Below are 26,269 nucleotides of genomic sequence, written 5' to 3' on the forward strand. Positions count from 1 at the left end.
CATGAGTAACATCCAGACAGTGCCCCGTTCCCGGCGCAACACCGAACTGCTCCTGCTCGTGCTGGCTTTGATTGTGGGCATCGGAGCCAACATGCTGGTAGGGCTCGACCAGGACCGGGCCTTCGACAGCGACTTCTTCACCCAGGGCGGCACCTTGGTGGTGCTGGTCCTCGTGGTGCACGTGGTCCTGCGCTTGCGCGCCAAATATGCCGACCCGGTAATACTTCCAATCGTGACCGCCCTGAATGGCTTAGGGCTGGCGATGATCCACCGCCTGGACATCGCCAACAACGACACCGCCGCGGGACGCCAGCTCCTGTGGACCGGCGTCGCCATCGCCGTCGTGGTCGCCGTTATCTGGCTGCTGCGCGACCACCGCGTCCTGCGTCGCTTCACCTATATATCGCTGATCACCAGCGCCATCCTGCTCGTCCTGCCGCTGCTGCCGTTCGTCGGGATGGAAATCAACGGTGCCCGGATCTGGGTGAACCTGGGGTTCGCCACCTTCCAGCCGGGCGAAATCGCGAAAATCACCCTCGCTATATTCTTCGCTGGGTATTTATCCACGAACCGCGACCTCATCCTCCTCGCGGGCAAGAAGATCGGCCCGCTGCAGCTGCCCCGCTGGCAGGACATGGGCCCCATGCTGGTGGCCTGGCTGGTCAGCATCGGCGTCCTGGTCTTCCAGCGGGATTTGGGCTCCTCGATCCTGTTCTTTGGCCTGTTCATGGCCATGATCTATGTGGCCACCAGCCGCGTCAGCTGGGTCCTGATCGGCCTGCTCATGATTGCGGTGGGCGGTGTCGTGGCCTTCCAGCTGTTCCCGCACGTCACCGCACGTATTGACGGCTGGATCAACGCGTTCGACCCCGAGGTCTACAACCGGATCGGCGGCAGCCACCAGATCGTCCAGGGGCTGTTCGGGCTGGCCAGCGGCGCGCTCACCGGCACGGGCCTCGGGCAAGGCCGGCCTGACCTGGTGACCTATGCGAACAGCGACATGATCATTGCCGCACTCGGCGAGGAGTTGGGGCTCATCGGGCTCAGCGCCATCGTGATGCTCTACATCCTCTTGGTCAGCCGTGGCATCCGGGCGGCGCTGGGAAGCCGGGATGCCTTCGGCAAACTCCTGGCGACGGGGCTCTCGTTCACCTTGGCGCTGCAGTGCTTCGTGGTGATCGGGGGCGTCACCCGCCTGATCCCGCTGACCGGCCTGACCACACCGTTCCTGGCCGCCGGCGGCTCTTCGCTGCTGGCCAACTGGCTGATCGTCGCCCTGCTGCTGCTGATTTCCGACGCGGCACGCCGCCCTGCCCTGACTGGACCGGCCGCCGGCCGACGTCCTCCGGGTGGGGTCCGGCCGTCGCGCCGCAACCAGACCGAAGGACGGAACACCGGATCCACGGAGGTGATCCAGCCATGAACCAAGCCATCCGCAATACTTGGATCGTCGCCATCGCGATGTTCGCGCTGCTGTTTGGATCGCTCACGGTCGTGCAGTTCTTCGAGGCCGAAAACCTGAATGCCAACCCCTGGAACAGCCGGACCATTTACAAGGACTTCGACAAGAACCGGGGCGCCATCCTCGTGGGCGGCGATCCGATCGCCGAGTCGGTTCCATCGGACGACGAGTTCGCCTACCAGCGCGTCTACAACGAACCCGCGCTCTATGCGCCGATCACCGGCTTCTACTCGCTGGTGTACGGCTCCACGCAGATGGAGTCGGCGATGAACGATCAGCTCTCCGGTTCCGGCGACGAGTTCTTCTACGAACAGATCGTGCAGATGTTCTCCGGCGGCCAGGTCGAGGGCGCCTCCGTGGAGCTGACCTTGGACCCCGAGCTGCAGCAGCTGGCCTGGGACCTGATTCCCGACGGCGTGAAGGGCTCGATCGTGGTGATGGAGCCGGACACCGGCAACATCCTCGCGATGGTCTCCAAGCCCAGCTTCGATCCGAACGCGCTGGCGGGGCACAACACCGAAGAGGTCACGCAGAACATGGCCGAGTTGGAGAAGGTGCCGGGCCTGTCTCCGTTCACCAACCCGGCGACCGAGAGCCTGCTGGCCCCGGGCTCCGTGTTCAAGCTGGTCGTAGCCGCTGCCGCCTTGGAGTCGGGCCAGTACGACGCCGACAGCAAGCTCGACAACCCCCCGTCCCTGCCGCTTCCCGGCACTAACGTCGAGCTGCCCAACTACCTCAATGGCGGCTGTGCAGCCCGGACCACCGCCGACTTTTCCTTCGCCCTGGAGCAATCCTGCAATACGCCCTTCGCGCAGATCGCCATGGATTTGGGCGAAGACGCCATCGCAGAGCAGGCCGCCAAGTTCGGATACGGCGAGTCCTACCAGATCCCGACCCATGTCACCGCGAGCCAGTTCCCGACCGGCATGAGCGATGACCTGCTCGCCCAGTCGGCCATCGGCCAGTACGACGTCCGCGTGACCCCCCTGCAGGTGGCCATGACGACCAGTGCCATCGCCAACGACGGCGTGCTGATGAAGCCGAACCTCGTGCGCACGGTGCGCGCGCCCGACCTGCGCGTCATGGACAGCCCCGAGCCCCAAGAACTGCAGCGTTCGCTTTCCGCAGACAACGCGCAGCTGATCCAGGACTGGATGGTCAATGTGGTCAGCCGGGGCATCGGCGGCGGGGCCGCCATTCCGGGCGTCGAGGTGGCCGGCAAGACCGGGACGGCAGAACTGCTGGCCGGCGAAGAAGGAAACAACTCGTGGTTCACCGGATTTGCGCCGGCGGATGACCCCCAGGCCGTCGTATCAGTCGTCTTCGAGGACGTCGATGTGACTACCGGTTCTTCACTATCAAGTCCAAGTGCTCGGCAACTCCTAGAGGCGGTGTTAAATAAGTGAGACCTACCTCGGGTATCACCTTAGGCGGCAGGTACCAGCTCACTGAACGTATCGCTATCGGCGGCATGGGTGAGGTCTGGAAGGCGCAGGACCAGGTCCTGGGCCGCATTGTCGCCATCAAGGTCCTCAAGGAGGAGTACACGGGCGACCCGGGCTTCCTCAACCGCTTCCGAGCCGAGGCCCGGCACACCGCGCTGCTGAACCACACCGGTATTGCCAATGTCTTTGATTACGGCGAAGAGGCCGGATCCGCCTACCTGGTGATGGAGCTCGTGCCCGGCCATCCGCTCTCGGCCATCATCGAGCGCGAGCGCGTGCTATCACCGGACCGGACGCTGTCCATCATCACCCAGACGGCCAAGGCGCTTGCCGTCGCCCACGCCCAGGGCCTGGTACACCGCGACGTCAAGCCCGGAAACCTGTTGATCACGCCCGAAGGCCGGGTCAAGATCACCGACTTCGGCATTGCGCGGCTGGCCGACCAGGTTCCGCTGACCGCCACCGGCCAGGTCATGGGCACCGCCCAGTATCTGGCGCCGGAGCAGGCGACGGGACAGACTGCCACCGGACAGAGCGACATCTATTCGCTCGGCGTCATCGGCTACGAATGCCTCTCCGGTGCCCGGCCGTTCTCCGGGGAGTCGCAGATCGCCATTGCCTTGGCCCAGGTCAACGACACTCCCCCGCCGTTGCCCGAGTCCCTGCCGCGGCCGGTCCGCGCACTGCTGATGTCCATGCTGGCCAAGGACCCGGCCGACCGGCCGGCCAACGCGGAAAAGCTCGCCGAGGCGGCCGACGCCATCCGTGCCGGCAACATCCGGGCCGCCGAAGCAGCTGTCCCGGGCATGCTGCTGTTCGGAGGCGACGACAGCACCGGTTTGATGACTGCTCCGGTCCCCGCCGCCGGAACGGCTCCGACCCGCGCCGTCAGCGCCGGGACATCCCAGCTGCCTGCCGTCGACGACGCAGAAGCAGCGAGCCTTGGCGCCGAACGGAACTGGACCGACCAGGATCTGGACAACGACGAGCCCGACGAAACACCGCGCCGCCAGCAGAAGAAACGCAGTCCCTGGACCTGGCCCTTGGTCGGCTTGATCCTGCTGATTATGTTCGCCGTGGCCGGCGCGATCCTGCTGCCCATGCTGACCCCCACCGGCGGCACGGAGTCGTCGCCGGCCGCCTCCAGCTCGGCGACACGGTCGGCGCCGAAGACCACCTCCGCCGCGCCAACCGAAGACGAGACCGAGGAACCACCGACCCAAACGCCGACGGTGGAAAGCCACCAGCTGTCAGCCAATGCATTCCTGGGCCGGCCGTTTAGCGAGGTCCGGTCCGAGCTCGAAAACATGGGCTACCAAGTGGTTCCGCAACCAGTCGAGAACGAAGCAGCGGAAAACACGGTCATCGATATCGCCCCGACCGGCACCGTTCCCGAGGGCGAAAGGATCACCGTCGTATATTCCACAGGCCCTGGAACGGTCACCATTCCCAACGGATTGGTGGGCCAATCCGAGCAGCAGGTACAAAAAGCCTTGAGCGACGTGGGCTTGGTTCCGCAGAAGTCCGGCGAACAGCCGAGCGATGAAGAGGCCGGCACCGTGCTCAGCCTCTCGCCCTCCGGCGGCGACGTCCCGCCCGGGTCCACGGTCAGCTACGTGGTCTCCAGCGGTCCGGAAGAAGAAACCCCGGCGCCGACGGAGACGGGCTCCCCGGATGCCAAGGGCCTGCCGACCTCCGCTCCCGACACGCGCGGCGGTAAACCGTGACCGGATCATGGCCGGTTTGATGGAAGGACGACAACCAGTGGACTCGCCGCACATTCTGGCTGGCCGCTACGAGGTGGGTGAACTCATCGGACGCGGCGGGATGGCCGATGTGCTGCTGGGCCGCGACATCCGCCTGGGCCGCTCGGTGGCGGTCAAGCAGCTGCGCGCCGACCTCGCCCGCGACCCGATGCTGCAGTCCCGGTTCCGGCGCGAAGCCCAAGCGGTGGCCGGGCTGAACCACCCGGCAATCGTTGCCGTCTACGACACCGGGGACATGGATCTACCCGGGGGTGCGGCGCACGACGTCAAGGTCCCGTTCATCGTGATGGAGTACGTCCGGGGCCGGACGCTGCGTGAATTCATCAAGGCCCGCGAGCTGAGCATCGAGGATTCGGTCCGCTATGCCCTCGGCGTCCTGGCCGCGCTCGAATACAGCCACCGCTCGGGCATCGTGCACCGCGACATAAAGCCGGCCAACGTCATGGTCACGCCGGACGGCAGCGTGAAGGTGATGGACTTCGGCATCGCACGGGCGCTGGCCGATTCGGCAGCGACGATGACGCAGACCCAGGCCGTCCTGGGGACCGCGCAGTACCTTTCCCCCGAGCAGGCCCGGGGCGAAGCCGTGGATGCGCGCAGCGACCTGTACTCGGCCGCCTGCCTGCTCTACGAAATGCTTGCCGGCCGTCCGCCCTTCATCGGTGACAGCCCGGTCTCCGTGGCCTACCAGCATGTCCGCGAACTCCCCGAACCGGCCAGCCGCTTCAACCCGGACGTCACTCCTGCGCTGGATTCCGTGCTGGAACATGCGCTCCAAAAGGACAAAGCCGACCGGTTCCAGACCGCCGCGGCATTCTCGGACGCGCTGCGTGCGGCCCTGGCCGGGACGTCGCACCAGGCGGCCGGGGCGGCAACGGAAGCGTTCCCCGCACTGGCTCCCGCCACGGAACTGATCACGCAGCAGGCCCAGGCCGTGTCTGACGAATCCCCGGAACTATCCCACACCGCCTACCCACCCGACGACGACGCCGGACCGGACACCGCCTCCTATGACCGCGGGCATCTTCCCACAGCCTTGGCCGTGGGCACCGAAGAGGACATCGAACCCGAACGCCGGGCCAAGCGCCGGGCCTGGATTGTCACGCTGATCATTGCCCTGCTGCTGGTGCTGGTGGGCGGGGGCTACTACGTCTACAACATGCTGGTGCAGAACGCCGTCCCGGATACGGTTGCCGTTCCAGCCGTGGCGGGGATGGACCAGAACGCCGCTACCAACGCCGTCTGGGCAGCGGACCTCCAGCCACGGGTTGAACAGGAGTTCAGCGACGACGTCGAGGCGGGCATGGCAACCCGAACCGATCCGGACGTCGGAGAACAGCTGGAACCGGGCAGCCAAGTCGTGGTCTACATCTCCCAAGGCAGCGAATTCGCCACCATTCCCAAGGACCTGGCCGGCCGCACCGAAGCCGAGGTACGGGACAAGCTCCGGAACCTGGGTCTGGAGCCGGGGGAAAACGTTCCGGCGAACAGCGCCACCCTGCCGCGCGGGAATGTGGTGACCACCAAGCCCGCTCCCGGCGAGAAGGTCAAGACCGGCTCCACGGTGGACCTGGTCATCTCGAACGGCATGGTGCGCGTTCCCGACCTGATGAACAAGACTCTCGAAGAAGCCGGCACGATGCTGGAAGACGCGGCCGTCGCCCTGCCCTACCGGGTGCAAGAGGTCGACAACGAGGTGGTCGCGCCCGGCACCGTCGTCGGCCAGAGCGTTAAAGCGGGAACGGACGTCGAACAGGGTACCGACATTGTCCTGACGGTCACCGTTGAACCGCCTGCACCTGAGCCCTCGGAGACCGCGACGTCCGACCCGGAGGATTCCAACAAAGGAAATGGCTCCGGCAGCGGGAACAACTCCGGCAACGGCAGCGGGAACGGCCGCGGCAATGGGAACGGCAACGGCAACGACTGAGCCCAACCGGTAGAGGGGACCGGCCCTCCGGGGCGGTCCCGTCCCGGAGGGCTCAGTGGGTGATGAGTGGGCTGAGCGTGGCAGCGCGTTCGGCCGTGCCCTCCGCACCGAGGGACTCCAGCCAGTTGCCGAGCATCAGGTAGCCGCCTTCGGTCAGCACCGATTCGGGATGGAACTGCACGCCCCATAGGGGCGCGCTCCGGTGCGCCAGCCCCATCACGACTCCGCTGTCGGTCTCCGCGGTAATCTCCAGCTCGGCAGGGATGGTGCTGCGCACGGCTGCCAACGAGTGGTAGCGGGTGGCCGTGAACGGGTTCGGCACACCCACGAAGGCGTTCTGGTCGCCGTGCGTCACGTGGGAGGTCTTCCCGTGCATCAATTCCGGAGCGTGGGTGACGGTGGCACCATAGGCCTCGGCCAGCGCCTGGTGGCCCAGGCACACGCCGAACATGGGCTTCGCTTCCCGGCCGCACCAACGGATCAGCTCGATGCAGATGCCCGCCTCAGCCGGCGTTCCCGGGCCGGGGGAGACCAACACGCCGTCGCGGGCCGCGGCCAGTTCCACCGCCTCCTCGAGGGTGACGTCGTCGTTGCGGACCACAGTCGTTTCCGCGCCGAGTTCCTGGAGGTAACCGACCAGGGTGTAGACGAAGCTGTCATAGTTGTCGACGACGAGGATGCGCGGAGTCTTGCTCATGTGACGGTCGTGCCAATCGTGGAGTTGTTCCGGGACAGGAGGCTGCGGGAGCCGGCCGGCGCCCCGTCAGGGGACCAGGAGCCAAGCGGCAATTCAGCAGCACTCACTCCATGATCGGTCCCGCGCGGTGATCCCGGCAAATGCGCGGCGGCGAACGTCACATACATTGGCTAGACTAAACAGCTAGACGGCCGGCGGCGGCGGACTCGCATGGAGATTGCGGCCCCGGTCAGGCAGTGCCAACCACCCCTTTATGCCCCGGAGGATCTGTGCCCGAGTCGAAGCGCCGCAAGAGGACCGAACGGCGTCCCGAGGAATTGACCGCCAAGGGCAATAAGCCCAACGCCGTCTGGTTCAAACCGGTCATGTTCGGCCTCATGATCATTGGCCTGTTGTGGATCATCGTTTTCTACATCACGCAGGGGGCCTGGCCGCTGCCGGCAGCAGGGTCGTGGAACATCATGATCGGTTTCGGTATCGCCATCGCCGGCTTCCTGATGACGACCAGGTGGCGCTCGTAGGCAGTCATGCTGGTCGATAACGGCATCTACGTCGACGGCGTCCGTGCCGCCACGCCCAAAACCCTGGAGCAGACGTTCAGCGAACTGCACCGGTACGCGGGCATGGCCTGGATTGGCCTCTACCGGCCGAGCGAGCCGGAGCTGGCCGCTGTGGCAGCGGAGTTCGACCTGCACCACTTGGCCGTGGAGGACGCCTTGCGGGGCCACCAGCGCGCCAAGCTGGAACAATACGGCCGCACGCTGTTCACCGTACTCCGGCCCGCGCGCTACATCGACGAGACGGAGAAAGTGGAGTTCGGCGAACTGCACGTCTTCATGGGGCGGGACTTCCTGATCACCGTCCGGCACGCGGAGTCGCCGGATTTGGCGCACGTCCGGCAACGGATGGAGGCCGTGCCCGATTTGCTGGCAACCGGACCGCAGGCGGCGCTCTACGCGGTCCTGGACCAGGTCGTCGATGAGTACGAACCGGTGGTGTACGGCCTGGAGAACGACATCGACGAGATCGAAGACCAGCTCTTCGGCGGCGATCCAGACGTTTCACGACGGATCTACGAACTGTTGCGCGAGGTCATCGAGTTCCAGCGTGCCCTGCAGCCGCTGCAGGGCATGATCACCGTCCTCGAACGAGGCACCGACGATCCTGCCCTGGACCTTGAGGTGGCCCGCGGCCTGCGTGACGTCGAGGACCATGTGATCCGGCTGAACGAGCGCGTCGACGCCTTCCGGGCCGTCCTGCAGAACGCCCTGAGCCTCAGCTCCACCCTTCAGGCGCAGAAACTCACCGAAACCAGCGTTGCGCAGAACGAACAGGTCAAGCGCATCTCGTCGTGGGCCGCCATACTCTTCGCCCCCACTTTGGTGGCGTCGGTCTACGGGATGAACTTCACCGTGATGCCGGAGCTTGACTGGCCGCTGGGCTACCCGATGTCGCTGGTCCTGATGTTCCTGACCGCCCTCGGGCTTTACTGGTTCTTCCGGCGCAACAGGTGGCTCTGAAGCCTGCCCGCCGGGGCAGATGGGGCAGGAGCCCGCGCCCTGGATACGGGAACGGGCTCCTGGCAGGACGGCGGCCGCCGGACGGTCAGCCGGCGTCTGCCGCGGCCATCACGGCAGCGGTAACGGCCGGGGCGACCCGGGGGTCCAGCGGGCTGGGAATGATGTAGTCGGCCGCGAGGTCTTCCCCGACGATACCGGCGATTGCCTCCGCCGCCGCGACCTTCATGGCGGAGGTGATGCGGCGGGCACCGGCGTCCAGTGCGCCACGGAAGATTCCCGGGAAAGCCAGGACATTGTTGATCTGGTTGGGGAAATCGCTGCGGCCGGTCGCCACGACCTTCGCGAACTTCGCGGCCGTATCCGGGTGTACTTCCGGATCCGGGTTGGACAGCGCGAAAATGATGGCGTCGTCGGACATCTTCTCCAACGTCTCTTCCGGGATCGTGCCGGAGGAAACCCCGATCAACACGTCTGCCCCGTCGAGCGCCTGCGCGCTGCCGCCGGTCACCCCGCGCGGGTTGGTGCGGGCAGCATAGGCGGCCTTGATTCCGGTCAAATCGCCGCGGTCGCTGTGGATGATGCCGCGCGAATCCAGCAGCGTCACGTCGGCAACCCCGGCGGCCAGCAGGATTTCGGCGACGGCGATGCCCGCCGCGCCCGCCCCGGAAATCACCACCTTCAGCGACGCCAGCTCGCGGTCGACCACCTGGGCGGCATTGGTCAGCGCAGCAAGGGCTACGACCGCGGTGCCGTGCTGGTCATCGTGCATGACCGGCATGTCCAGGGCTTCGATGAGACGGGCTTCGAGCTCAAAGCAGCGCGGCGCCGAAATATCTTCGAGGTTCACGGCGCCGAAGCTCGAACGCAGCCGCACCAGGGTCTCGATGATCTCGTCGACGTCGGTGGTCTCGAGTACCAGCGGAATGGAGTCCAGGCCGGCAAACTGCTTGAAGAGGGCAGCCTTCCCCTCCATCACCGGGAGCGAGGCAGCCGCGCCGATGTTACCCAATCCCAGCACCGCGGTGCCATCGGAGACCACTGCCACCAAGCGCGAGGCCCACGTGTATTTCCCGGCCATTTCCGGATCCGCGTTGATGGCACGGCTGACCTGGGCCACGCCCGGTGTATAGGCGATGGAAAGGTCCCGCTTGGTCTCCAGCGGGGCGGTGAGGCCGATCTGCAGCTTGCCGCCCTCGTGGGCGCTGAAGATCTCCTCGCGGGTGAGGTCGATTCGTGCGGAGTTGCCAGTTTCGGTAGTCACGTAGTTTCCTTCTGTTGTTCCTTCCCTTCACGGGAGGGCGCATGAGTGGCCCGGCCTGGGACAGGCCCGACAGGAAGCAGGTCCTCCGAGAGGCCGCGGCCGGCCGTTCTCGAGGCCATCGGGCGCGGCGCATTCGTTCCGACTATCGCCTGGGTTCCGGGACGGCCGCGCGGGCCCCGTGGCTGGTCGAGCGAGGGGACCGGATTTTTAGGCTACCTGACGGCCGGGCCGCAGGGTCTGCATATGTCTTCGGTCGGCCGATTGTTTCGCATTTCCACTGTAGTGCTTGCCTGCCTGCAGGGGCTGCAGCCTTAGTTGTCCACGTTTTCACAGTTGTAGACCGAAGTTATCCACAGACGTGCATAACTTTGGGGATTACTCCCTCCTCAGCCATTTGTCGACTGTCATCGCGTTATCCACACCTGTGGAATTACATGTGTGTAACTTATCCTCACTGTGCATAACTGCTGTGGATAACATCGTTTCACCCGGGATGTGGAATCAGATCTTTCCACAGTTCGCCCACAGGATGGGGACAGCGTGCGGTTGAATCCGTACAGGGGGACAAGAGGAAGGGCGGGCAGGTACTGCGTCCACGTAGGACACTGTTCCTGCCCGCCCTTGGCGGAAGCCTTCCTGGGTTACGTCAGCGCCCTCAGGGCGGTGACCGCGACCAGCACCAGCAAGATGGCGCCGAGCCCCGTGAACTGGACCATGCTCCGCTTCTTCCCCCTCGGCGCGTAGGCCAGCACCACGGCGGACAAGGCGCCGACCAGCAGTCCACCCAAGTGCGCCTGCCAGGCAATGCCGGAGACAACGAAGCCGAGCACCGCGTTGATGCCGATCAGCACCAACAGCGATTTGACCTCGCCGCCGCGTTGGCGTTGCACGATGAACAGTGCGCCGAACAGACCGAAGATCGCCCCGGAGGCGCCAACCACGGGGATGTTGGGGGCGGAAAGCAGGAGCACGCCGACCGAACCCCCGAAGCCGGAAAGCAGGTACAGCGCCAGGAACCTCAGCCGCCCCAGCAAGGGCTCCAGGTGCCGGCCCAAGATCCACAATGCGTAGAGGTTAAAGGCAATGTGCAGGAGGAAGTTCGGCGAGTGCAGGAAAGCCGAGGTGATCATCCGCCACGGTTCCGGCGCGTAGATCGGGTTCGGAAGGGTGTAGACCGGCGCGTATAGGAACTCTTCGGTAAAGCCGGGAACAACCCACTGCAGCAAATAGGCAGCGGCGCAGATGCCGATCAGGGTCAGCGTGACCATAGGCCGGCCGACCGCCGCGGCTCCGCCATAGACGGTACGGACAGTCGGCAGGCTGCGCGCCGCTTCGTTGACGCAGTCAACGCATTGGACGCCGACCGACGCCGTGCGCTGGCATTCCGGACACGCCGGGCGACCGCAGCGCTGGCAGCGCACATAGGAGACGCGGTCCGGATGCCGCGGACAGACGGGGACATCGGTCTGCGGCGGTTCGGCCGGCATTCCGTAGGACATTAAGGCGCTCCTGCTGGGAAAAAGGTCCCCGCCCGGGTTCCGGGCGGGGACAATAGGCAACTTAGAGCTGCTCGACAGTGATGTTCTTGATGACCACGTCTTCCAGCGGCTTGTCCCGCTGGTCTGTAGCCACCGCGTTGAGGGAGTCGACGACGGCACGCGAGGCTTCGTCGGTGACGTCGCCGAAGATCGTGTGCTTGCCCTGCAGCCAAGTGGTGGGAACGGTCGTAATGAAGAACTGCGATCCGTTGGTGCCGCGGCCCCCCTGGATGCCGGCGTTGGCCATGGCCAGCTTGTAGGGCTCGTTGAAGTTCAGTTCAGGGTTAATCTCGTCGTCGAACTGGTAGCCCGGGCCGCCGATGCCCTGGCCCAGCGGGTCGCCGCCCTGGAGCATGAAGTCCTTGATGATGCGATGGAAGATGACGCCGTCGTAGAGCGGGGCGTTCGTCTCTTCGCCGGTCTGCGGGTGCTTCCAGGTGATCTCGCCGGCGGCCAGCCCGACGAAATTCTTGACGGTTTTCGGGGCGTGGTTGCCGAACAGGTTCACCACGATGTCGCCGTGGTTGGTGTGGATAGTGGCTTTAGCTGTAGCGATAGCAGTCATGGCACCATTCTTCCACGGCGATTCCCGTCGGTTCCCGCCAGCGGCCGGTTCCGCGATGAGTGAAAATCCTGCGCGTTTCACCGACGGCATAGCCGTCTGCAAGTGCAGGAAGTAGGCTGATGAACGACCGTCACCATTTCCGGGAGGTAGTAGTGAAGAAGACCAAACGAATAGCCCACGACGCAGAAGGCAATGTTTTTGTCCTCGTGGGAACAGCCAAGGACTGGGCCTCTCCCAAGATGGCAGCCGCGCGGAACTGGGTTATCCCGCGGATCGAAAAGGGGATTGAGACCACTTCACCGCGCATCCAGGGGGGATTGCAGAAGGCCGCCAAGGATCTTTCCCACTCAGTAGTCACTGTCACGCCGAGGATCCAGGATGGATTGGACAGCCTCGCGCCGAAGATTTCCCACGTTGTGGATGAGGCGACGCCGCGCATTCAGGAAACCTTGGACCGGGCCGCCCCCGCCATCACGCACGCCCGGGACAAAGTGGTCGGCGAGTACATTCCGTCCGTCTCCGCCCGGCTCGGCGCGACCGCGGACCAGGTTGCCAAGACGCTGGATAAGACCGCGCTGCCCGTATCGGTCCAGGCCGCCGTCATCAAGGCAGGCGGATCCAAGCGGGGCCTCAGGAAAGCCCAGAAGGCAGCAGCCGGGCACGCCAGGAAGGCGGCCAAGGAGTTGAAGAGGCAGCAGAAGTCGGGTGGCGGCAAAGGGTGGCTGATCGTGGGCATCCTGGCCGCGGCGGCGACGGCAGGTGTGGCGGCATGGCGCGCTGCCCGGCCGGTCGAGGATCCGTGGAAGACGCCGGTCCAGCCGACGGCTTCGACTCCGGCTCCGGGTCAAACCTCCACGACCACCGCTCCGTCGACCCCCGCTCCGTCGACCTCGGCCTCGGCCTCAACCACGCCAGGTACCGCCTCGGCTGCCGACACCGCAACAGCCAAGCACGCTGCAGCCCCCGCCGCCTCGGATACCGCAGCGGGAACGCCTGCCGCCGATAAGGGTTCCGAAGCCGCAGCTGCCACGGCCAAGGCGACCGGCAGCGCTCCAACCCGCTCCGCGCGCGCGGCCGGCCAGAAGGCAGCCGAAGCTGCCGACGCTGCCGCCGAGAAGGACACCAAGAAGTAGTTTTCCTTCTGCACACTCAGTAATGGGAGCTCCCCGGTGGGGGAGCTCCCATTCGTTTTTCCTGGCCGATCCCCTCATGACGCGGCTTCCCTGCCTCCCGGTGGGCGGGCTGATAGATTTCATGCCGTGAGAAGTGCTGCGCCCAGCGTGTCGATTGTCATCCCGGCCTTCAATGAAGAGTCGGTCATCCGCCAATGCATCTACGCCGCGGTGTGCCAGTCAGTGGCACCGTGGGAAATCATAGTCGTGGACAATAAATCGACGGACGGGACGGCCGACCTGGTCCGCGCGATGCAGGACGAATACCCGGAGGTTTCGCTGATCCTGCTTGAGCAGGATGCGGAGCAAGGCCTGATCCCCACCCGCAACTTCGGGCTGGACCATGCCACCGGGGAAATCCTGGGCCGGATTGACGCGGATTCCGTCCTGGAACCTGACTGGGTTGAGCGTGTGCAGGCGGCTTTCGCCGACCCGGAAGTGATGGCGTGCACCGGTCCGGTGCTGTACTACGACATGCCGATGCGGCGCTTCGGTCTCCAGGCCGACGACCGCCTGCGCCGCTTCGTCCTGAAACTGGCCAAGAAGCAGTACCACTTCCTCTTCGGTTCCAACATGGCGATCCGTCGCGGGGCTTGGGACATTATCCGCAACGAGGTCTGCCGCGATGAAGCAGACGAGATGCACGAGGACATCGATATCTCCGTGCATCTGGCCGACCACGCGCTCAGGATCCAGTACGTGCCGGAAATGATCAGCGGAATGTCTGCCCGGCGGCTGGAAGACTCGCCCAAGGACTACCGGTACTACGTCACGCGCTTCGACCGGACGTACAACGTCCACAAGATCGACCGCCGCATGGCGCGCGTGCCCATGCTGATTTTCATGAGCGTTTACTACCCTGCAAAGCTCCTGCGCCGGGTCCACCAGGCCCGGACGCAGGTCCGCGTGACGCGCGGCGGCCTGTAGCCGTTATTCCCTCCCGTGTCCGCTGGCTTCCGGCGCCGGGATGCGTTCTTGCACCCTCGCCCGGTTCTGGGAGAGCACGACGGCGGCCAGGCCCGCCAAGATCAGTGCGAGCCCCCCGTAGGTGCCCCACGGGAGGGACTCGCCGAGGAACACGGCCGCCAGCGCCGCAGCTCCGGGAATTTCCAACAGGATGATCATCGAAACCACCAGCGGGCTCAAGACGGCCAGCAAATGGTTCAACACCGAGTGTCCCAGCAACTGGGCAACCACGGTCACGCCCAGGATCCCGGCCCACGCCTCCGGCGGGAACCCCGCGAGCGGCTGCCCGAAGGCCAGCGCCATGGCCAGCAGGATGAGTGCGCACAACCCGTAGCAGATGGTGGTGTACGGCCCGGTCGAGAGCCGGCGCCGCACCCGGCTGCCAGCCATCGTGTAAATCCCGGCCATGGCCCCGCCGACCAGGCCGAGCAAGTCGCCCAACAGCGCCTCGCTGGAGAGCCGCAGGTCGAACCCGGAGATCACCAGTACGCCGGCGAACGCGAGGCCAACACCCCACAAGATCAGCCGGGACGCCTTAATGCCCCGCAGCCGGTTGAACAGGACGATCCACGCCGACTGCAGGCAGACCAACGCAGTCGCCGCCGCCACCGAGGTCAGCTGCAAGGCGGTGATGAAGCAGGCGAAGTGGAGTGCCAGCGCGACGGCCGCCACCGCGCTATAGCCGATGTCCGACGTCGTCAGGTTCCTGAACTCATGGCGGCGGCCAATGGCTGACGGTACTCCCATCACCACGGCGCCGATGATGTTCCGCCAGAACGCGATGGCCAGGGCGGGGGCGGCAGTGGCAGCCATGATGGGGCCGGACGCGGAGATGCCGAGCACAGCCAGCGTGGCCAGGAAGATGATCACACCTTCAGCGTAGGGGCGAGCCGGTTAAATCCCCAGCCCGTCGCGGAGGCGGTGCGGGAGCGAACGCAGCGAGGCCCCGATCCGCAGATCGGGGCCTCGTATCTCCGGTGGAGGCAAGGGGACTCGAACCCCTAACCCCCTGCTTGCAAAGCATGGTGGCAGGAGCCGTTTGTGCTGATTAATCAGCAACTTTTTCCAGACTGGGGCGCATCTGGGGCGCACCTGTCCGAGGCACATGGCTTTGCTCTTGTTCGATACCGCTTCGGCAGAATCCCACCGCCCAGCGAACCGACAACACATCTTCGGCAGCGCGAAGCTTCCTCGTCGCACTCAAGAAGGTCCGCTGATTCTAGGCCAGGTCGTTTCGCGGGATAGGAACTCTCCGCCTCCTAGCACTCGGCGATGACCGCGGCAGGCTGTTGAGTTCAGATTCCCGCTTCGACCAACGCCCGCATGAGCGCGGCACCTACGCCGACCCGATCCTCCGCATCGATCAGTTCTCCGTCTACCTCAATTTGCCGGATGGGGAGGAACCCCGAACCTGTGGCGCCGTACTCCCGGCAGATAGCGTGAAAGCGCCTCGAGGCGTCGGCGTCCTGCGGCGCTGCCAGTTGGAAGCCTTCTTCGACGCATCGGATGCCGCCGCCGCTCCGCGAGAGCTCAAGCCACCGCGGCGCCGTCTCGTAACCTCGAAACCAAGGGTCGATAAGCCGGTCCTCGACCGCGCTGGCGCGATAAATCGCGAGTAGGTAAGGGTCTCGGTAAAGGGCGCTTCCTGTCAACGAGGCTGTGCGGAGCATACACATCGAGTAGCCCCAGATCCCCCGAGTGGGTTGGTGTTCGCCGTAGTAGATCCCCGTTTGGCCTTCGCGCATTGCTGGGTAGGCGACCAAGTAATAGCGCCAGTCGAGCCTGCCTGATGCGCGACGGGAGGCGACGAACTCAGCGGCAGCGCGCTCCAGGCTGCTCAGCGTGGGTTCGTCGGAGGCTGAGACCTCGTCAAGTAGATCGGCAAGTGCCGAACGCAGTTCGCTGTTTCTCCCACGGCCGGAGTGGGAGAACACTTCCCGCCATCGAGACGCCTGGTTCACCGCGCCTGTTCCGAACTGTCTGACACGCCCGTTGCCGAGGTCGAAGCCATAGTCACCTTTTGCGAGCAGTGCGGCAGCGAAGAGTCCCCACGCCTCCGGTTGGGTAACGCGTACGAATGCCTTGGCGCGCGCCGGAAGCGTTGCTGGTTCAAGATCGAACGCGAAGATTCGGCCACGGAGAAGAGGATGATCTTCAAGGCGATGAATCACTATCTCTAGATCAGTGCCGTTGAACGCTTCCTTTGCCTGCTCGTCACGGACTCGATCGGGGTTGAAACCCCGAAGCTCCTCGAGGGGCGCACCTTTGATCAAGAGCTCGACACCTGGAACTAGGTCGGTCATGCGAGCTTCACGGACCTCGTCATCAGCTAGGTCGATGAGGTTGCGCAACACGCGAACCCGCGTCGCGAAATCATCGGTCCGGTACTGCCGATGGACAAGCACAGCGAGCAGAAACAGCGTCTCCGCCAAGGAGAATTGACGGTTCCGCCCGCTCTTAAGGCCATACCGGCGCAAACAGGCCGCAAACAGGTTGATGTCGGTGGTGTCGAAAAGCGGGATCTTTTCCTGGTCGGCGGCCGTTTGTGCGCTCTCCGACTCTGTGAAAACGCTAGCGAACACCGCGCGGACGTCGTCAACACCCACCCAAGTGTCGAACGCGTGTTCCAGGAAGTCCAGGTGCGCTTCACTGCTTGGATTAGCGGGCCCGAAAGCCCGCTCCGTGCGCTCGAGCAGGGTCGCGCTTTGCATGGTCTCACCGTCCCGCCACTCGCACACGTCGACCACGAACTCGAAGTACCGAAGAAATTCGTCGTCGATGACGTCGTCGCCGCCGTCAAACCGCCACAGGACGTCAGTCCAAGCGCCATCGATCTTCTGAATGATGCGGTCGTACCTCTCAGCGTCGGTCTCGTCCCCTAGTAGCTTCTCGAATCGGGCCTTGAAGGTCTCGAAGCCAGTCAGCGGTTTCCCGCGGGAGTTCATTTTGATGTACAGCTCGTCTCCGGAAGGCATGTCATCGATGGGGAGGAAGTAGAACGAGACCGCCGGCCGATCCTCGTCGACCAGACGCGACCAGGCCACCCCGAGATCGAGGTCCCCATGGCCGAGTCGATCGTGGATGGCGTCCAACATGACGAGCATCGCCTGGACCGTCGGATCGTGCCGCCATGCATATAGGTACCACGACTGGTTGGTGATCCATTGGGATGGCACTGCGAAGTCGTCGGTCAGTGGATGCTGCGGGTTCACGAGCTGCCGACAGAACAGCTCAGCTGTCGGTCGGGTCGCGTACGTCAGCTTGAGGATTCCTTCCGCGTCACCGAGTCGATCGGTTCGGGCCGCGAGGTACCAGTGCAGGAGGAAGAGCGTCGTAAGGCGTTGCTGTCCGTCCAACGGTTTGAGCGTCGAGTCCTCTATCTCCCCGTAAACGAAGTCGAGATCCAAGGGTTCGCCGCCTCCAACCGCCCCGATGAGTGCATCAAGGAAATCATGGCGAATCGTCTCGACGAGTGCCCCGGGTCTACCTTGCGCATAGTCTCGCTGGATGAGGGGAATCTCGATTCGCGCGACGCTCGGCATTTCACCCGCCGCGTAACCGAACATCCCGGCAAATGTAGTCTTGTGTCCCTTCACGCGACGAACTCCTCTTCGTTCAGCTCAGGGTCGCGCCTCAGGTACGGCTGAATCGCCGCGAGAATCGCGTCCAGATACGACTCCCGGTCCTGGACCCCCCAGAAATGGATCTGTTGGTGGTCAGCGTCGGTGTAGTACTTCAAGAACACATTGCGGGTGCAAGGGGGAATGTAGGAGCCCGTTTTGTCGCGACCAATGATCTCCCTCCGCTTCACCTCGAATGTCGAGTTCGACAGGGCACTGTTATCTCCGCTCGCAAGCAACGCAAGGTTGGAAATCGCATGCACGCCGTCGTCGCCTTCAGCGTTCCCCTCAGTTAGCGCAGTCTCGACGAGTGCTTTGATCTGATCGAACTGGGTGCCCAACGCGACGATCCGAGGGTCAGCTATCGCCGCGAGGACGCCATCGATTTCGGCCAAGAGGTTCTTGCGTTGGTCCTCGTCGATACTCGGAACGTTGCTGATGGCACCGCGGTGAAGCCGAAGCCATTCGGTCCACACTTTCGCGTCGCGCTTGAGGTCAAGGGCGTTCTGCGCGTGTATGTGTTCGAGCGACCAGACGCCCCGTGAGTGCGCATGGAACGAGTAATGCTCGGTAGAGTCGGATCGCAGGCGGACTGTCTCTACATTCATCAGGAGGAGGACGTCCGAGCATTTCGAACCCGACTTCTGGTAGTCCAAGTCAGCGACTTGGCCAGCCGTGAGGTCCAAGTGCTTGGCGATGAGTTCATCGAGCACAGCCTGGAGTTCGGGCCTAGTCAGCCCGGTCACTGCTTCATGGAGGCCCGCGAACGTGTGTTTACGGGTCGCCACTAGGTAGCCCACCTTGTGGAAGATGTCGCGATCCTCGTACCAGCCGACGATGAGAGAATGCAGCTTAACCACGTCGTCCCAGAATGCTTGCGGGTCATCGTCGATCATTGGCCGCAGCGTCTCGAACGTGTAGTACCGCGGCCGGTGCCCGCCGGATGGTGTGCCTCCGCGACGATCCGCGAGAGTATCCAAGATTAGGCTAATTCGTGTCGGTTCATCCTCGCGAAGCGTGGTCACGAACGACCAAACCTCCGGTACTCGGAGTTCACGTTCGAACTGGTCCCACTGAGCTGCGGTCTGCTCGCTGCGGTCAGAGAAACCCGCACGATGCTGGAGTTTGGCGAGCAATTGGGCCTTAACGAGTTCGGCATCCGAGAGCGGAATCCGTCCAACGTTCAATCGCGTGAAGAGAGCGATGGAGTCAAGGTTCTTTGCAGCTTCATACCAAATCACTCGGACGGATTCGAAAAGGTAATCGTAGAACCGGTTCGCGGCCCATTGCTTACGGTGCCCGTACTGATCGAACCATTGGTCTATGTGCGCGTAGGCGGCGAATATGTGATGGAAGTCAATGTTCTCGCGTCGCCGCTTTTCCGTCGGATTGCTCAGAAAATCTGCGCTTCCGCTTCGTGTTTCGTACTCGATCGTGAATCCTGCACCGGCGTTCTGTAGGCCCTCACTCCGCATGTACTGAAATATAAGAAACAAGGTGGTCAACCTCTGTTGGCCGTCGATCAACTCCCATCTGCCATCCCCCATCGGCTTCACGACGACTGGCTGAAGGTAGTAGGGGTCGCCGTTACTCGCCCAAATATCGTCGAGCAGGCGCCCGACCTCCTCGGTTCCCCACCGGTAGCCGCGCTGGTACGCGGGAACGAAGAATGATCCCGCGATGTCTCCGACGGCACGTCGCTCAAGGATTGCGTCCATGCACCCCACCATATTCGAGTGCTGTGAGTTCAGTGCGATCTGAGGTCGATTCCGAACCCTTTCACGACCGACAAAGAGGTTCTTTCCGCGTCGTCGCCGAAGTGCGCCGTAGATTGACCGCGTGACTTTGGCAAAGTCACTTGGAAAGGGTGTATCGAAGTCGGAAATGGAGCCAGGAATTCCTAACCGGTGGCCGCTGACCGCAACTCGAGCATCCCGTGCGCCGCATCCGGATGGCACAGGTCATCAGGCTGGCGCCACGCCGACGTCCCCTTTCCACCTACGAGCTCGTCGATCCTGCCCATGAGCGGCTCGAGTCCCGCGGGAGCCAGATGGCCGTACTCGTTGAGTGTGGTCGATGGCTTGGAGTGCCCCAAGGCCCGGCTGACAGACAGGATGTCGCCACCGGCCTCGGAGAGCGCGATGGCGGCGAACGTGTGCCGGAGGCCATGAACGTTGATGCGGGCGATCTTTTCGGCTCGGCCCGAGTTCGCCCGGGTGACGCCGCGGGTGACGACGTCGTACACATACCGTTTCCCGACCGGCTGGCCCGGCTTGCGGGGGCTCTCGAACAGATAAGCCGACACTGGACGTCCGTAGGCATGTTCAAGCAGCCAAGGCAGCACGGCCTCAGGCACCGGGAGCCTGCGTCGGCTGGCCCGGGTCTTGGTCGTGTCCGTGCCGGACCCCGAATTCCTTACCCAGAGCCTGCCTTCGATCAGGTGTCCGACAAGCAGCGACCGGGCCTCGCCGGAACGCACTCCCATCAGACCCAGCACCCCCAGGAGCGCCTTGTCGACGACCTTCGGTGTGGCCGTGATGACGGCCATAAGCTCTTCGGACGACCAATAAGGGCGTTCCACGTGGCCGAGGGACACGACTATGCCCTCGGTGAGGTCGGCGTCAACGAGCCTGTCGTGGACGCCTCGCTTGAAGGCTGCCCGGAGGATCTCGACCTGCTTCTTCCGCGACGATGCAGCCAGGCCAGGGCGCCGCGACCAGATCTCGATCTCGGTGGTATCTAGGGTCGAAACCACGCGGTCACCGAACGCTTCGCGGACGCCCGCTGCGTGGTGAAGATCAGTACTGACAGTGTTCGGAGAGCTGTCGGGGTCTGCCTTCGCAGCCAGATGGCGGTCCAGGAGAGTTCCCACTGTCACTGAGCCTGCACGTACGGCACGAGCCTTGGGAAGACCCATCTGGTTGGCGTCGTCCTGGTACGCCTGGGCCTTCTGGTGTTCTCTGTACGACTGCTTGCGCTGAGGTGCTTCCCGGCCGACACCCTCCCGCCATCTCCTTTGCCAGCGCGGTGCATTGCGTGCACGCTTCTGCGCGACTTCAGCCTTGGACAGGCCTGCCCAGAGGTCGTGGACCGTCATAGTGGCCACCTTTCGGTCGTCAGGGTCTCGGCGATGTCCGCCTCAGCCTGGCGGTTCATGAGAATTTGCTCGCTACGGTCACGGCGCTCGAGTTCAGCAAGGAGTTCTTCATCCGAGAACACTGCGAGGATCTGCCGTGCAAGGACAGAGCGGGCGGCCACGGCTGCTTGGGCTTCTTGCTCGGATGCGAAGGTGACCTCCTGTCCGGACTCGACTCGACTGGCTTCGACGAGCAGGTCGGCCGCGCGGGCGCGGTCATGGACGCGGAGGACGTCCGGGTGGATGCGCAGCGCGGAAGCCAGCTTGACCAGCGTGCGGTCCGGCGGGATCGCGATTTTGGCCTTGCCGTCGCGGTACCGGATGCCGTTCAGCGCAATGTGCACGGCCCCGACGCTTAGTCCGGTAGCAGATGCGAGGTCAGCAACGGTTAGGCCTGATTTCTTATAGGCGGCCTTGAGCATCGTGCTCTCTGCCGGCAAATCGAGCTCTGGATGAGTTGTAGAGGTCTTCACCCACCACACATTACTACAAACTGCTACCAATTTGATACACTACAAAAGCCAGGCTCCCGCGGAGCCATACCGTCAATGCGCAGCAAAATGAACTGCGCGCGTCTCGAACGAGGCGAGCAAAACCGGCCACAAGGCCGTACGGGGCCGAGGTACGCCGGACGCGTACGGGCATCGGATCTTCACTCGAAGTCCGAGAGGCACCGTTATGCAATGCACCGTACATACCACCCTGTCCAGCATCCTCGACAGCATCGGCCGTGAACACGCACTCCTAGAAGTGAAGGACGCGGCGCTGGTGACAGGCGTGACTCCCTGGTGGATCCGCCAGCTCATCGCCAAGGGCGATCTCCGGGCGATCAACGTCGGCGGCCCTGAGAAGGCCGCGCGCTGGCGAATCGACCCCGAGGACCTGAATGCTTGGATGCGCGAACGTGAGAACAGGCCACGTGATCTGGGGAACCCCCAGCTGAGGGCCCTTCCAATGGTCGGCGTCGCTGGAGGCCGAACCCGGGTCCCCAGCACTGTCGCTGCTTCCAATACGCGCCTGAACCGCGCATCCGATGCCGCACCCCGCGGTAGTGGCCTTCGATGAGCGCCGCACGCCAAACGAGCCCAGGCACGGGCAACAGAAGACCGGTTGAAGTGGGAGCGCCCGGATCTCGACATGTGACTGGCCTGCGCCTGGACGCAATGCTGTTCGTCGAGGAGCAGATTTCACTCCTCAAGAGCGGGTTCTCGGAGGCTTCCTCTGCCACTCCCAATGACCGCGAAGCGGGTCTCACCACCCCCTCGCCCGCAGGGAGCGTAGCGACCGAGGACGAGGGCCGGCGGTATTCGGAGAACATGAGCGTCAGCGAAATGTCCGACAAATACCCTGCTGGCCTGCATCCGTTGTCCCTCCCGCGTAGGCACAGCCGTACGTCCAACGAGACTACCCGTGAGCGTCGCCGGGTCTCGTTGGACGTACGGCTCACGGAGACGGAGCGCGAAGCGATCCGGCGCCGTGCCCGCGTGCTCGGCGTCAAGCCGAGTGCGTGGGTGCGCGGGGTCGTCCTTGATGCTCTGGACGCCCGCAGGGATGAGATCTCACGGATGCATCTGGCGGCGCTTGCGTCGCCTCAGCCGGAGCTTGCGTTGGCTGTGGATCAGCTCCGCAGGGTCGGTCAGAACCTCAATCAGGTCCTGCGGGCCGTCCACTCCGGAAACGTCCCGGCGGTCGATGAGGGTCTGCTCCGCCAGGTGCAGGTCGCCGTCAATGACGTGCGCGCGTCGCTCGGGGATCGGACATCGTCATGAGCACGATCAACGTCCGGTCTTCCCGTGATGCGGCAGGTGCGGTGAATTACGTCCTTTACGGGAACTCGAAAGAGCGCCGGGCCGAACTCATCAAGTCCGGCCGGACCCGTGCCGCTGCGTTCGCGATCTCTGTCGCCGGCGACCATGATGCCTCGCCGGCGGCGTTCATTGAACGAGCCGAGATGATGGCTCGTGTGCATGGCCGCAAGCTCGAGCTCCAGACCTACGTCCTCGCATTCGCTCCCGACGAGTTCGATGTCACCGACCAGGACGAACTCAACGGTGTTCGCGACGTCGCGGTCAAGTCCGCCGAGCGGATGCATACTGCTGACTACCTCATCGTGGTGCACGCGGATTCAGCAGGTCGCCACGCGCACGCGCACATCCTTGTAGCCAATCACGACAACCTCACGGGGAAGTCTCTCCAGCGCTACACCAGCTGGAAACACGGCCTCCGGCAGCTGAACGACGACCTCATGCGCGACGAGGGACTGCGCGTGCTCCCCGACCCCGAGCAGCCCAAGCCCGACTGGGAGCTCCGCCGTGAAGCCTTCACGTCCGGCGGGTTCGAACAAACCCTCGGCGACAAGGTCTACATGGCGCTCTCCGATCCCCGCTCGGTCAATCAGCAGGCATACGAACGGGTGCTCGAAGAGCACGGCATCACGCTCGCCGTTACCCATCGCGACGGGTGGAGCTACAAGATGCGCCGTTCCGATAACGGCAAGCTCGGCCGCAAGAAAGCTTCGGTTCTTACACCGGAGTTCACCGCCGAAGGGGCCACGGCCATCTTCGACATTCACCAGCAGAACCAGCAGAAAGGCACCACTCATGAGACTCGCGGACCAGCTCCGTCAGGGGCAGCAGAACTCGACACCGTCGATTCCGTCGGCACCGTCAAACGCCGAGGTCATCGCCGCGGTGAACGCGCAGACGAAGGCCGTGAACGGTTTGAAGACGTATCTGCAGATCATCATCGAGGAGTCGGTCAAGGACGAACTGCAGAAGGCCCTGCCGTCGACCTCACAGCCCTCCGCCAGCATGTTGCAGCAGATCACGAGTATCGGGAACAGGTTGAGCGAGATCGAGAAGACGCTCGCCGAGTTCTCGCGCAGTCTCGACGGAAAGAAGCTCAGCGCCGCCTCGCAGAGTTTGATTCTCGAAGCGCAGAGGAATCGCCAGACCCTGCTTTCGGCGATTGAAGGGCTCCAGGTTCAGGCTGACGAGAACAAGGCTCTCGTCAGCCGCGCCGGAGCGGCACTTCAGCACATCGAGAAGCGCGCCGGTCAACAGATCGAAAAGGCAGTCGAGCAGATCGCCGGCGAAGCTTCCACGGTCGTCACCGCCAGCCTGACCGCTGCGAACGAACGTGCCGAGCGGATCATGGCGGGCACCGCGAGGCTGGCCGATCGCCAGCTCTGGTCGGCAGCTGCCGCAATGTTCCTGACACTCCTGCCGGCGGCGACGGTCGTCTCTGGGATCTGGATGGTCATCGCCGGACTCTTCGCCGGAGTGCAATGGGCCACCGACGTAGACGGCAGCGTATGGCTCGGCATCGGGCGCTGGCTGGCGGTCGTCAGTGGTCTGTCCGTGGTCGCTTACGGGCTCTTCGCCGGAGCCAGGTGGACCGCTTCATTGGTCGCTACATGGAAGGTCGCCAGGATGCCGCGGTGGCCCCTGTGGCGGAAGGAGAGGCGATGACGTGTACCGCGGAATCATCGCGCGTAAGTCTGTGGCAGCCAGCTCCTGATAGCGACACCTCAAATGTGAGTACGTTTCACCTTCGAGACTCCGTTAACCAGCGGAATCACAGGGATCTGCGTGTGCGCGCTCGTACTCGGCTTGATTTGGTAGCCGAAAAAGTGAGTACGTCTGAGCATCCTGCTTCCCCATATTTCTGCACTTCCTGCCTTCCGATCCGTACTCACTTTTTCCACAAAAACTGAGTGCACGCTTCAGAAAAGTGAGTACGCCAGGGAAAAAGTGAGTACATCCGGGCAGTGCCCACCACCAACACCACCCAAAAACGGAGAAATTCCGGTGGCAACCGGGGTTTCGGAAAGGACATCAGCACATGTCCAAGAACACCACCCGCTCCACTGCACGCAAGCCTGCCCGCTGCCGTGGCTGGTCCATCGTGTCCAACGCCTTGACCCGGGAGATGATCGAAGAGTTCGTCATGTCCTACCTGAACGACCGGGCACACGGCGCGATCCATGACCGCGACCCCGGCACCGAGAGACACGGCCAACTGTTCTTCTACTCGAAGACCCAGCGCACTGCTGCGGCGATCCAGCGCATGTTCCCGGTGCCGGTCATCGTAGAGCCCTTCATCGTCCACCCGGATGAACCCGGCACCGACCGCGGCAAGCTCGCCATGGTACGGGGCGCCCGGTACAACACCCATGAGCACCCTAATCAGCAGGCGCTCGGCAAGGCCCGGTACAGCGACGACGAAATGATCGCGACACCGGGCTGGGACTGGCGTGCCGAAGTGGATGCACTCAATGCCCGGGAGAATATCGACCCTGAGCGCCCGGCACGTCTGACCGTAATCGACCGTTTCTCCCAGCGCGTGCTCGCAGGCGAACTGACAGCCCGCGACGTACATCGTCAGAACAAGAAGATTTACTTGGCCAAGAGTACGAGCTACTGGGCCGGTCTGGAGCGCCAGGCAGCCGAGTGGAAGCAACAGGACGCCGAAGCAACCGAGCTCAGGGATTACCAGGAGCGCCGGCAAGCCGAACAGGCAGAACAGGCCGAGCGGGCGCGCCTCGCCGCAGAACAGGCCGAGCAGGCGCGCCAGACCGCTGTTGAGCGGGAGGCCGCTGAGCGGGCTGAACGCGAAGCACAGGCCCGTCAGCTGGCCGAGGAACATGCAGCTCGCGAAGCCGCACTCAAAGCAGAGCAAGCCACCCCCGAGTACCAGGAACGTGTTGCCGCCAAAGAAGCCGAACGCGAGCGTGAAGACTTGATCGACATGATCGCAATGTTGAACAAGGTCAGGGGCTCTCGTTCGACTCGCAGTTCCCACGCAACCAGCTATGCAAGAAAGCTCGGCCTGACTTCTTCCGAGTACGTTCGTGAGGACGGAAAGCTGACACATCTGGGGGCGGTGCTGGCATATGCAGAAATTGCCCTGTGCCTTGAGCCTGATGACGCCGATATCGAGGAGATCATGCCCCAAATTCGTAAGGACATCATGGACCACCGCCGCGATATCTCATCAGTAGGCCGGCAGCTCGCCGTCCCCGAATACCATGCGGCAGATGGCGATCAGCAGTCTTTCGAATGGGCCTTGCGTCTGCGAAGGACGTACTCCGGCTACCCCGATCTCATCACCCTTCCGTCACCGCGTCCCGACATTAAAAAAGCTTGGCGCGACCAACTCCAGGCAGCGTCCTGACCAACTTTCCCAGAAA

The 26,269-nt window shown here is 63.9% G+C and carries 21 protein-coding genes; 12 read left to right on the forward strand and 9 right to left on the reverse strand.

Features of this window, described 5'->3' with window-relative positions; genetic code table 11:
• Window position 1 precedes the first annotated feature (1 nt).
• Genes AC5RVS_RS02690 through pknB form a run of 4 tightly spaced genes read left to right on the forward strand, consistent with a single transcriptional unit; the run spans window position 2 to window position 6,603 of the window.
• Window positions 2-1,423: an FtsW/RodA/SpoVE family cell cycle protein gene (locus AC5RVS_RS02690; protein ID WP_494107002.1), complete on the forward strand. Its 1,422-nt coding sequence runs from the start codon at window positions 2-4 to the stop codon at window positions 1,421-1,423.
• A complete protein-coding gene (locus AC5RVS_RS02695) occupies window positions 1,420-2,868 on the forward strand; it encodes a peptidoglycan D,D-transpeptidase FtsI family protein (RefSeq protein ID WP_493988408.1) in 1,449 nt (482 codons plus the stop codon). The genes AC5RVS_RS02690 and AC5RVS_RS02695 overlap by 4 nt, the downstream gene beginning before the upstream one ends.
• Window positions 2,865-4,634, forward strand: coding sequence for a protein kinase domain-containing protein (locus AC5RVS_RS02700; RefSeq protein ID WP_494107003.1), 1,770 nt, complete (start codon window positions 2,865-2,867; stop codon window positions 4,632-4,634). Before AC5RVS_RS02695 ends, AC5RVS_RS02700 begins: the two co-directional genes overlap by 4 nt.
• 37 nt (window positions 4,635-4,671) lie before the next feature.
• Window positions 4,672-6,603 (forward strand): Stk1 family PASTA domain-containing Ser/Thr kinase, encoded by a 1,932-nt coding sequence (gene pknB, locus AC5RVS_RS02705; protein WP_494107004.1) that lies wholly within the window; start codon window positions 4,672-4,674, stop codon window positions 6,601-6,603.
• A 52-nt stretch (window positions 6,604-6,655) separates the two neighbouring features.
• Here pknB and AC5RVS_RS02710 read toward each other — a convergent pair whose 3' ends face one another.
• A complete protein-coding gene (locus AC5RVS_RS02710) occupies window positions 6,656-7,300 on the reverse strand; it encodes an aminodeoxychorismate/anthranilate synthase component II (protein ID WP_493988405.1) in 645 nt (214 codons plus the stop codon).
• Between the two features lie 269 nt (window positions 7,301-7,569).
• Between AC5RVS_RS02710 and AC5RVS_RS02715 the strand changes: the two genes are divergently transcribed.
• Both AC5RVS_RS02715 and AC5RVS_RS02720 read left to right on the forward strand, forming a co-directional pair.
• Complete coding sequence (locus AC5RVS_RS02715) at window positions 7,570-7,821, forward strand: cell division protein CrgA (protein WP_493988404.1); 252 nt, start codon at window positions 7,570-7,572, stop codon at window positions 7,819-7,821.
• Between the two features lie 6 nt (window positions 7,822-7,827).
• A complete protein-coding gene (locus AC5RVS_RS02720) occupies window positions 7,828-8,820 on the forward strand; it encodes a magnesium and cobalt transport protein CorA (RefSeq protein WP_494107005.1) in 993 nt (330 codons plus the stop codon).
• Between the two features lie 85 nt (window positions 8,821-8,905).
• On the opposite strand, the gene AC5RVS_RS02725 is transcribed toward AC5RVS_RS02720, so the two are convergent.
• The 3 genes from AC5RVS_RS02725 to AC5RVS_RS02735 form a co-directional block, all read right to left on the reverse strand.
• On the reverse strand, window positions 8,906-10,081 hold the full coding sequence (locus AC5RVS_RS02725) for an NAD(P)-dependent malic enzyme (protein ID WP_493988402.1): 1,176 nt from the start codon (window positions 10,079-10,081) through the stop codon (window positions 8,906-8,908).
• A gap of 641 nt (window positions 10,082-10,722) precedes the next feature.
• Entirely contained in the window at window positions 10,723-11,580 is an 858-nt protein-coding gene (locus AC5RVS_RS02730) for a rhomboid family intramembrane serine protease (RefSeq protein ID WP_493988401.1), read from the reverse strand.
• 61 nt (window positions 11,581-11,641) lie between these two features.
• Window positions 11,642-12,184 (reverse strand): peptidylprolyl isomerase, encoded by a 543-nt coding sequence (locus tag AC5RVS_RS02735; protein ID WP_494107006.1) that lies wholly within the window; start codon window positions 12,182-12,184, stop codon window positions 11,642-11,644.
• Between the two features lie 119 nt (window positions 12,185-12,303).
• Between AC5RVS_RS02735 and AC5RVS_RS02740 the strand changes: the two genes are divergently transcribed.
• Together AC5RVS_RS02740 and AC5RVS_RS02745 are read left to right on the forward strand one after the other, a co-directional pair.
• A complete protein-coding gene (locus AC5RVS_RS02740) occupies window positions 12,304-13,317 on the forward strand; it encodes a hypothetical protein (RefSeq protein ID WP_494107007.1) in 1,014 nt (337 codons plus the stop codon).
• Window positions 13,318-13,443: 126 nt separating this feature from the next.
• Window positions 13,444-14,283 (forward strand): glycosyltransferase family 2 protein, encoded by an 840-nt coding sequence (locus AC5RVS_RS02745; protein ID WP_494107008.1) that lies wholly within the window; start codon window positions 13,444-13,446, stop codon window positions 14,281-14,283.
• A gap of 3 nt (window positions 14,284-14,286) precedes the next feature.
• Here the strand turns inward: AC5RVS_RS02745 and AC5RVS_RS02750 are convergent, their stop codons facing one another.
• The 5 genes from AC5RVS_RS02750 to AC5RVS_RS02770 all read right to left on the reverse strand — a co-directional run bounded on the left by AC5RVS_RS02750 (window position 14,287) and on the right by AC5RVS_RS02770 (window position 21,551).
• Window positions 14,287-15,192 carry a DMT family transporter gene (locus AC5RVS_RS02750; RefSeq protein WP_494107009.1) on the reverse strand — a complete coding sequence of 302 codons (906 nt, stop codon included), beginning with the start codon at window positions 15,190-15,192 and terminating at the stop codon, window positions 14,287-14,289.
• A gap of 425 nt (window positions 15,193-15,617) precedes the next feature.
• Window positions 15,618-17,918 (reverse strand): DUF262 domain-containing protein, encoded by a 2,301-nt coding sequence (locus AC5RVS_RS02755; protein WP_494107010.1) that lies wholly within the window; start codon window positions 17,916-17,918, stop codon window positions 15,618-15,620.
• Window positions 17,915-19,660 carry a DUF262 domain-containing protein gene (locus tag AC5RVS_RS02760; RefSeq protein WP_494107011.1) on the reverse strand — a complete coding sequence of 582 codons (1,746 nt, stop codon included), beginning with the start codon at window positions 19,658-19,660 and terminating at the stop codon, window positions 17,915-17,917. Before AC5RVS_RS02760 ends, AC5RVS_RS02755 begins: the two co-directional genes overlap by 4 nt.
• 182 nt (window positions 19,661-19,842) lie before the next feature.
• A complete protein-coding gene (locus AC5RVS_RS02765) occupies window positions 19,843-21,039 on the reverse strand; it encodes a tyrosine-type recombinase/integrase (protein WP_494107012.1) in 1,197 nt (398 codons plus the stop codon).
• Complete coding sequence (locus tag AC5RVS_RS02770; RefSeq protein WP_494107013.1) at window positions 21,036-21,551, reverse strand: helix-turn-helix domain-containing protein; 516 nt, start codon at window positions 21,549-21,551, stop codon at window positions 21,036-21,038. Before AC5RVS_RS02770 ends, AC5RVS_RS02765 begins: the two co-directional genes overlap by 4 nt.
• Before the next feature lie 205 nt (window positions 21,552-21,756).
• Between AC5RVS_RS02770 and AC5RVS_RS02775 the strand changes: the two genes are divergently transcribed.
• The 4 genes from AC5RVS_RS02775 (at window position 21,757) to AC5RVS_RS02790 (ending at window position 26,253) form a co-directional block, all read left to right on the forward strand.
• Window positions 21,757-22,143: a helix-turn-helix domain-containing protein gene (locus AC5RVS_RS02775; protein WP_494107014.1), complete on the forward strand. Its 387-nt coding sequence runs from the start codon at window positions 21,757-21,759 to the stop codon at window positions 22,141-22,143.
• A 98-nt stretch (window positions 22,144-22,241) separates the two neighbouring features.
• Window positions 22,242-22,847 (forward strand): plasmid mobilization protein, encoded by a 606-nt coding sequence (locus AC5RVS_RS02780; protein ID WP_494107015.1) that lies wholly within the window; start codon window positions 22,242-22,244, stop codon window positions 22,845-22,847.
• Complete coding sequence (locus AC5RVS_RS02785; RefSeq protein WP_494107016.1) at window positions 22,844-24,049, forward strand: relaxase/mobilization nuclease domain-containing protein; 1,206 nt, start codon at window positions 22,844-22,846, stop codon at window positions 24,047-24,049. The genes AC5RVS_RS02780 and AC5RVS_RS02785 overlap by 4 nt, the downstream gene beginning before the upstream one ends.
• An 872-nt stretch (window positions 24,050-24,921) precedes the next feature.
• Window positions 24,922-26,253, forward strand: a complete 1,332-nt coding sequence (locus tag AC5RVS_RS02790; protein WP_494107017.1) for a hypothetical protein — start codon at window positions 24,922-24,924, stop codon at window positions 26,251-26,253.
• Window positions 26,254-26,269 lie beyond the last annotated feature (16 nt).

This window comes from Arthrobacter sp. Y3221048, from assembly GCF_059092685.1.

Bases quoted from the DNA above. Each gene is read 5' to 3' on its own strand.
- AC5RVS_RS02690 (WP_494107002.1), top strand. From the start codon at position 2: ATGAGTAACATCCAGACAGTGCCCCGTTCCCGGCGCAACACCGAACTG.
- AC5RVS_RS02710 (WP_493988405.1), bottom strand. From the start codon at position 7,300: ATGAGCAAGACTCCGCGCATCCTCGTCGTCGACAACTATGACAGCTTC.
- AC5RVS_RS02735 (WP_494107006.1), bottom strand. From the start codon at position 12,184: ATGACTGCTATCGCTACAGCTAAAGCCACTATCCACACCAACCACGGC.
- AC5RVS_RS02785 (WP_494107016.1), top strand. From the start codon at position 22,844: ATGAGCACGATCAACGTCCGGTCTTCCCGTGATGCGGCAGGTGCGGTG.
- AC5RVS_RS02730 (WP_493988401.1), bottom strand. From the start codon at position 11,580: ATGTCCTACGGAATGCCGGCCGAACCGCCGCAGACCGATGTCCCCGTC.
- AC5RVS_RS02760 (WP_494107011.1), bottom strand. From the start codon at position 19,660: ATGGACGCAATCCTTGAGCGACGTGCCGTCGGAGACATCGCGGGATCA.
- AC5RVS_RS02775 (WP_494107014.1), top strand. From the start codon at position 21,757: ATGCAATGCACCGTACATACCACCCTGTCCAGCATCCTCGACAGCATC.
- AC5RVS_RS02765 (WP_494107012.1), bottom strand. From the start codon at position 21,039: ATGACGGTCCACGACCTCTGGGCAGGCCTGTCCAAGGCTGAAGTCGCG.
- AC5RVS_RS02695 (WP_493988408.1), top strand. From the start codon at position 1,420: ATGAACCAAGCCATCCGCAATACTTGGATCGTCGCCATCGCGATGTTC.
- AC5RVS_RS02790 (WP_494107017.1), top strand. From the start codon at position 24,922: ATGTCCAAGAACACCACCCGCTCCACTGCACGCAAGCCTGCCCGCTGC.
- AC5RVS_RS02780 (WP_494107015.1), top strand. From the start codon at position 22,242: ATGCTGTTCGTCGAGGAGCAGATTTCACTCCTCAAGAGCGGGTTCTCG.
- AC5RVS_RS02740 (WP_494107007.1), top strand. From the start codon at position 12,304: ATGAACGACCGTCACCATTTCCGGGAGGTAGTAGTGAAGAAGACCAAA.
- AC5RVS_RS02720 (WP_494107005.1), top strand. From the start codon at position 7,828: ATGCTGGTCGATAACGGCATCTACGTCGACGGCGTCCGTGCCGCCACG.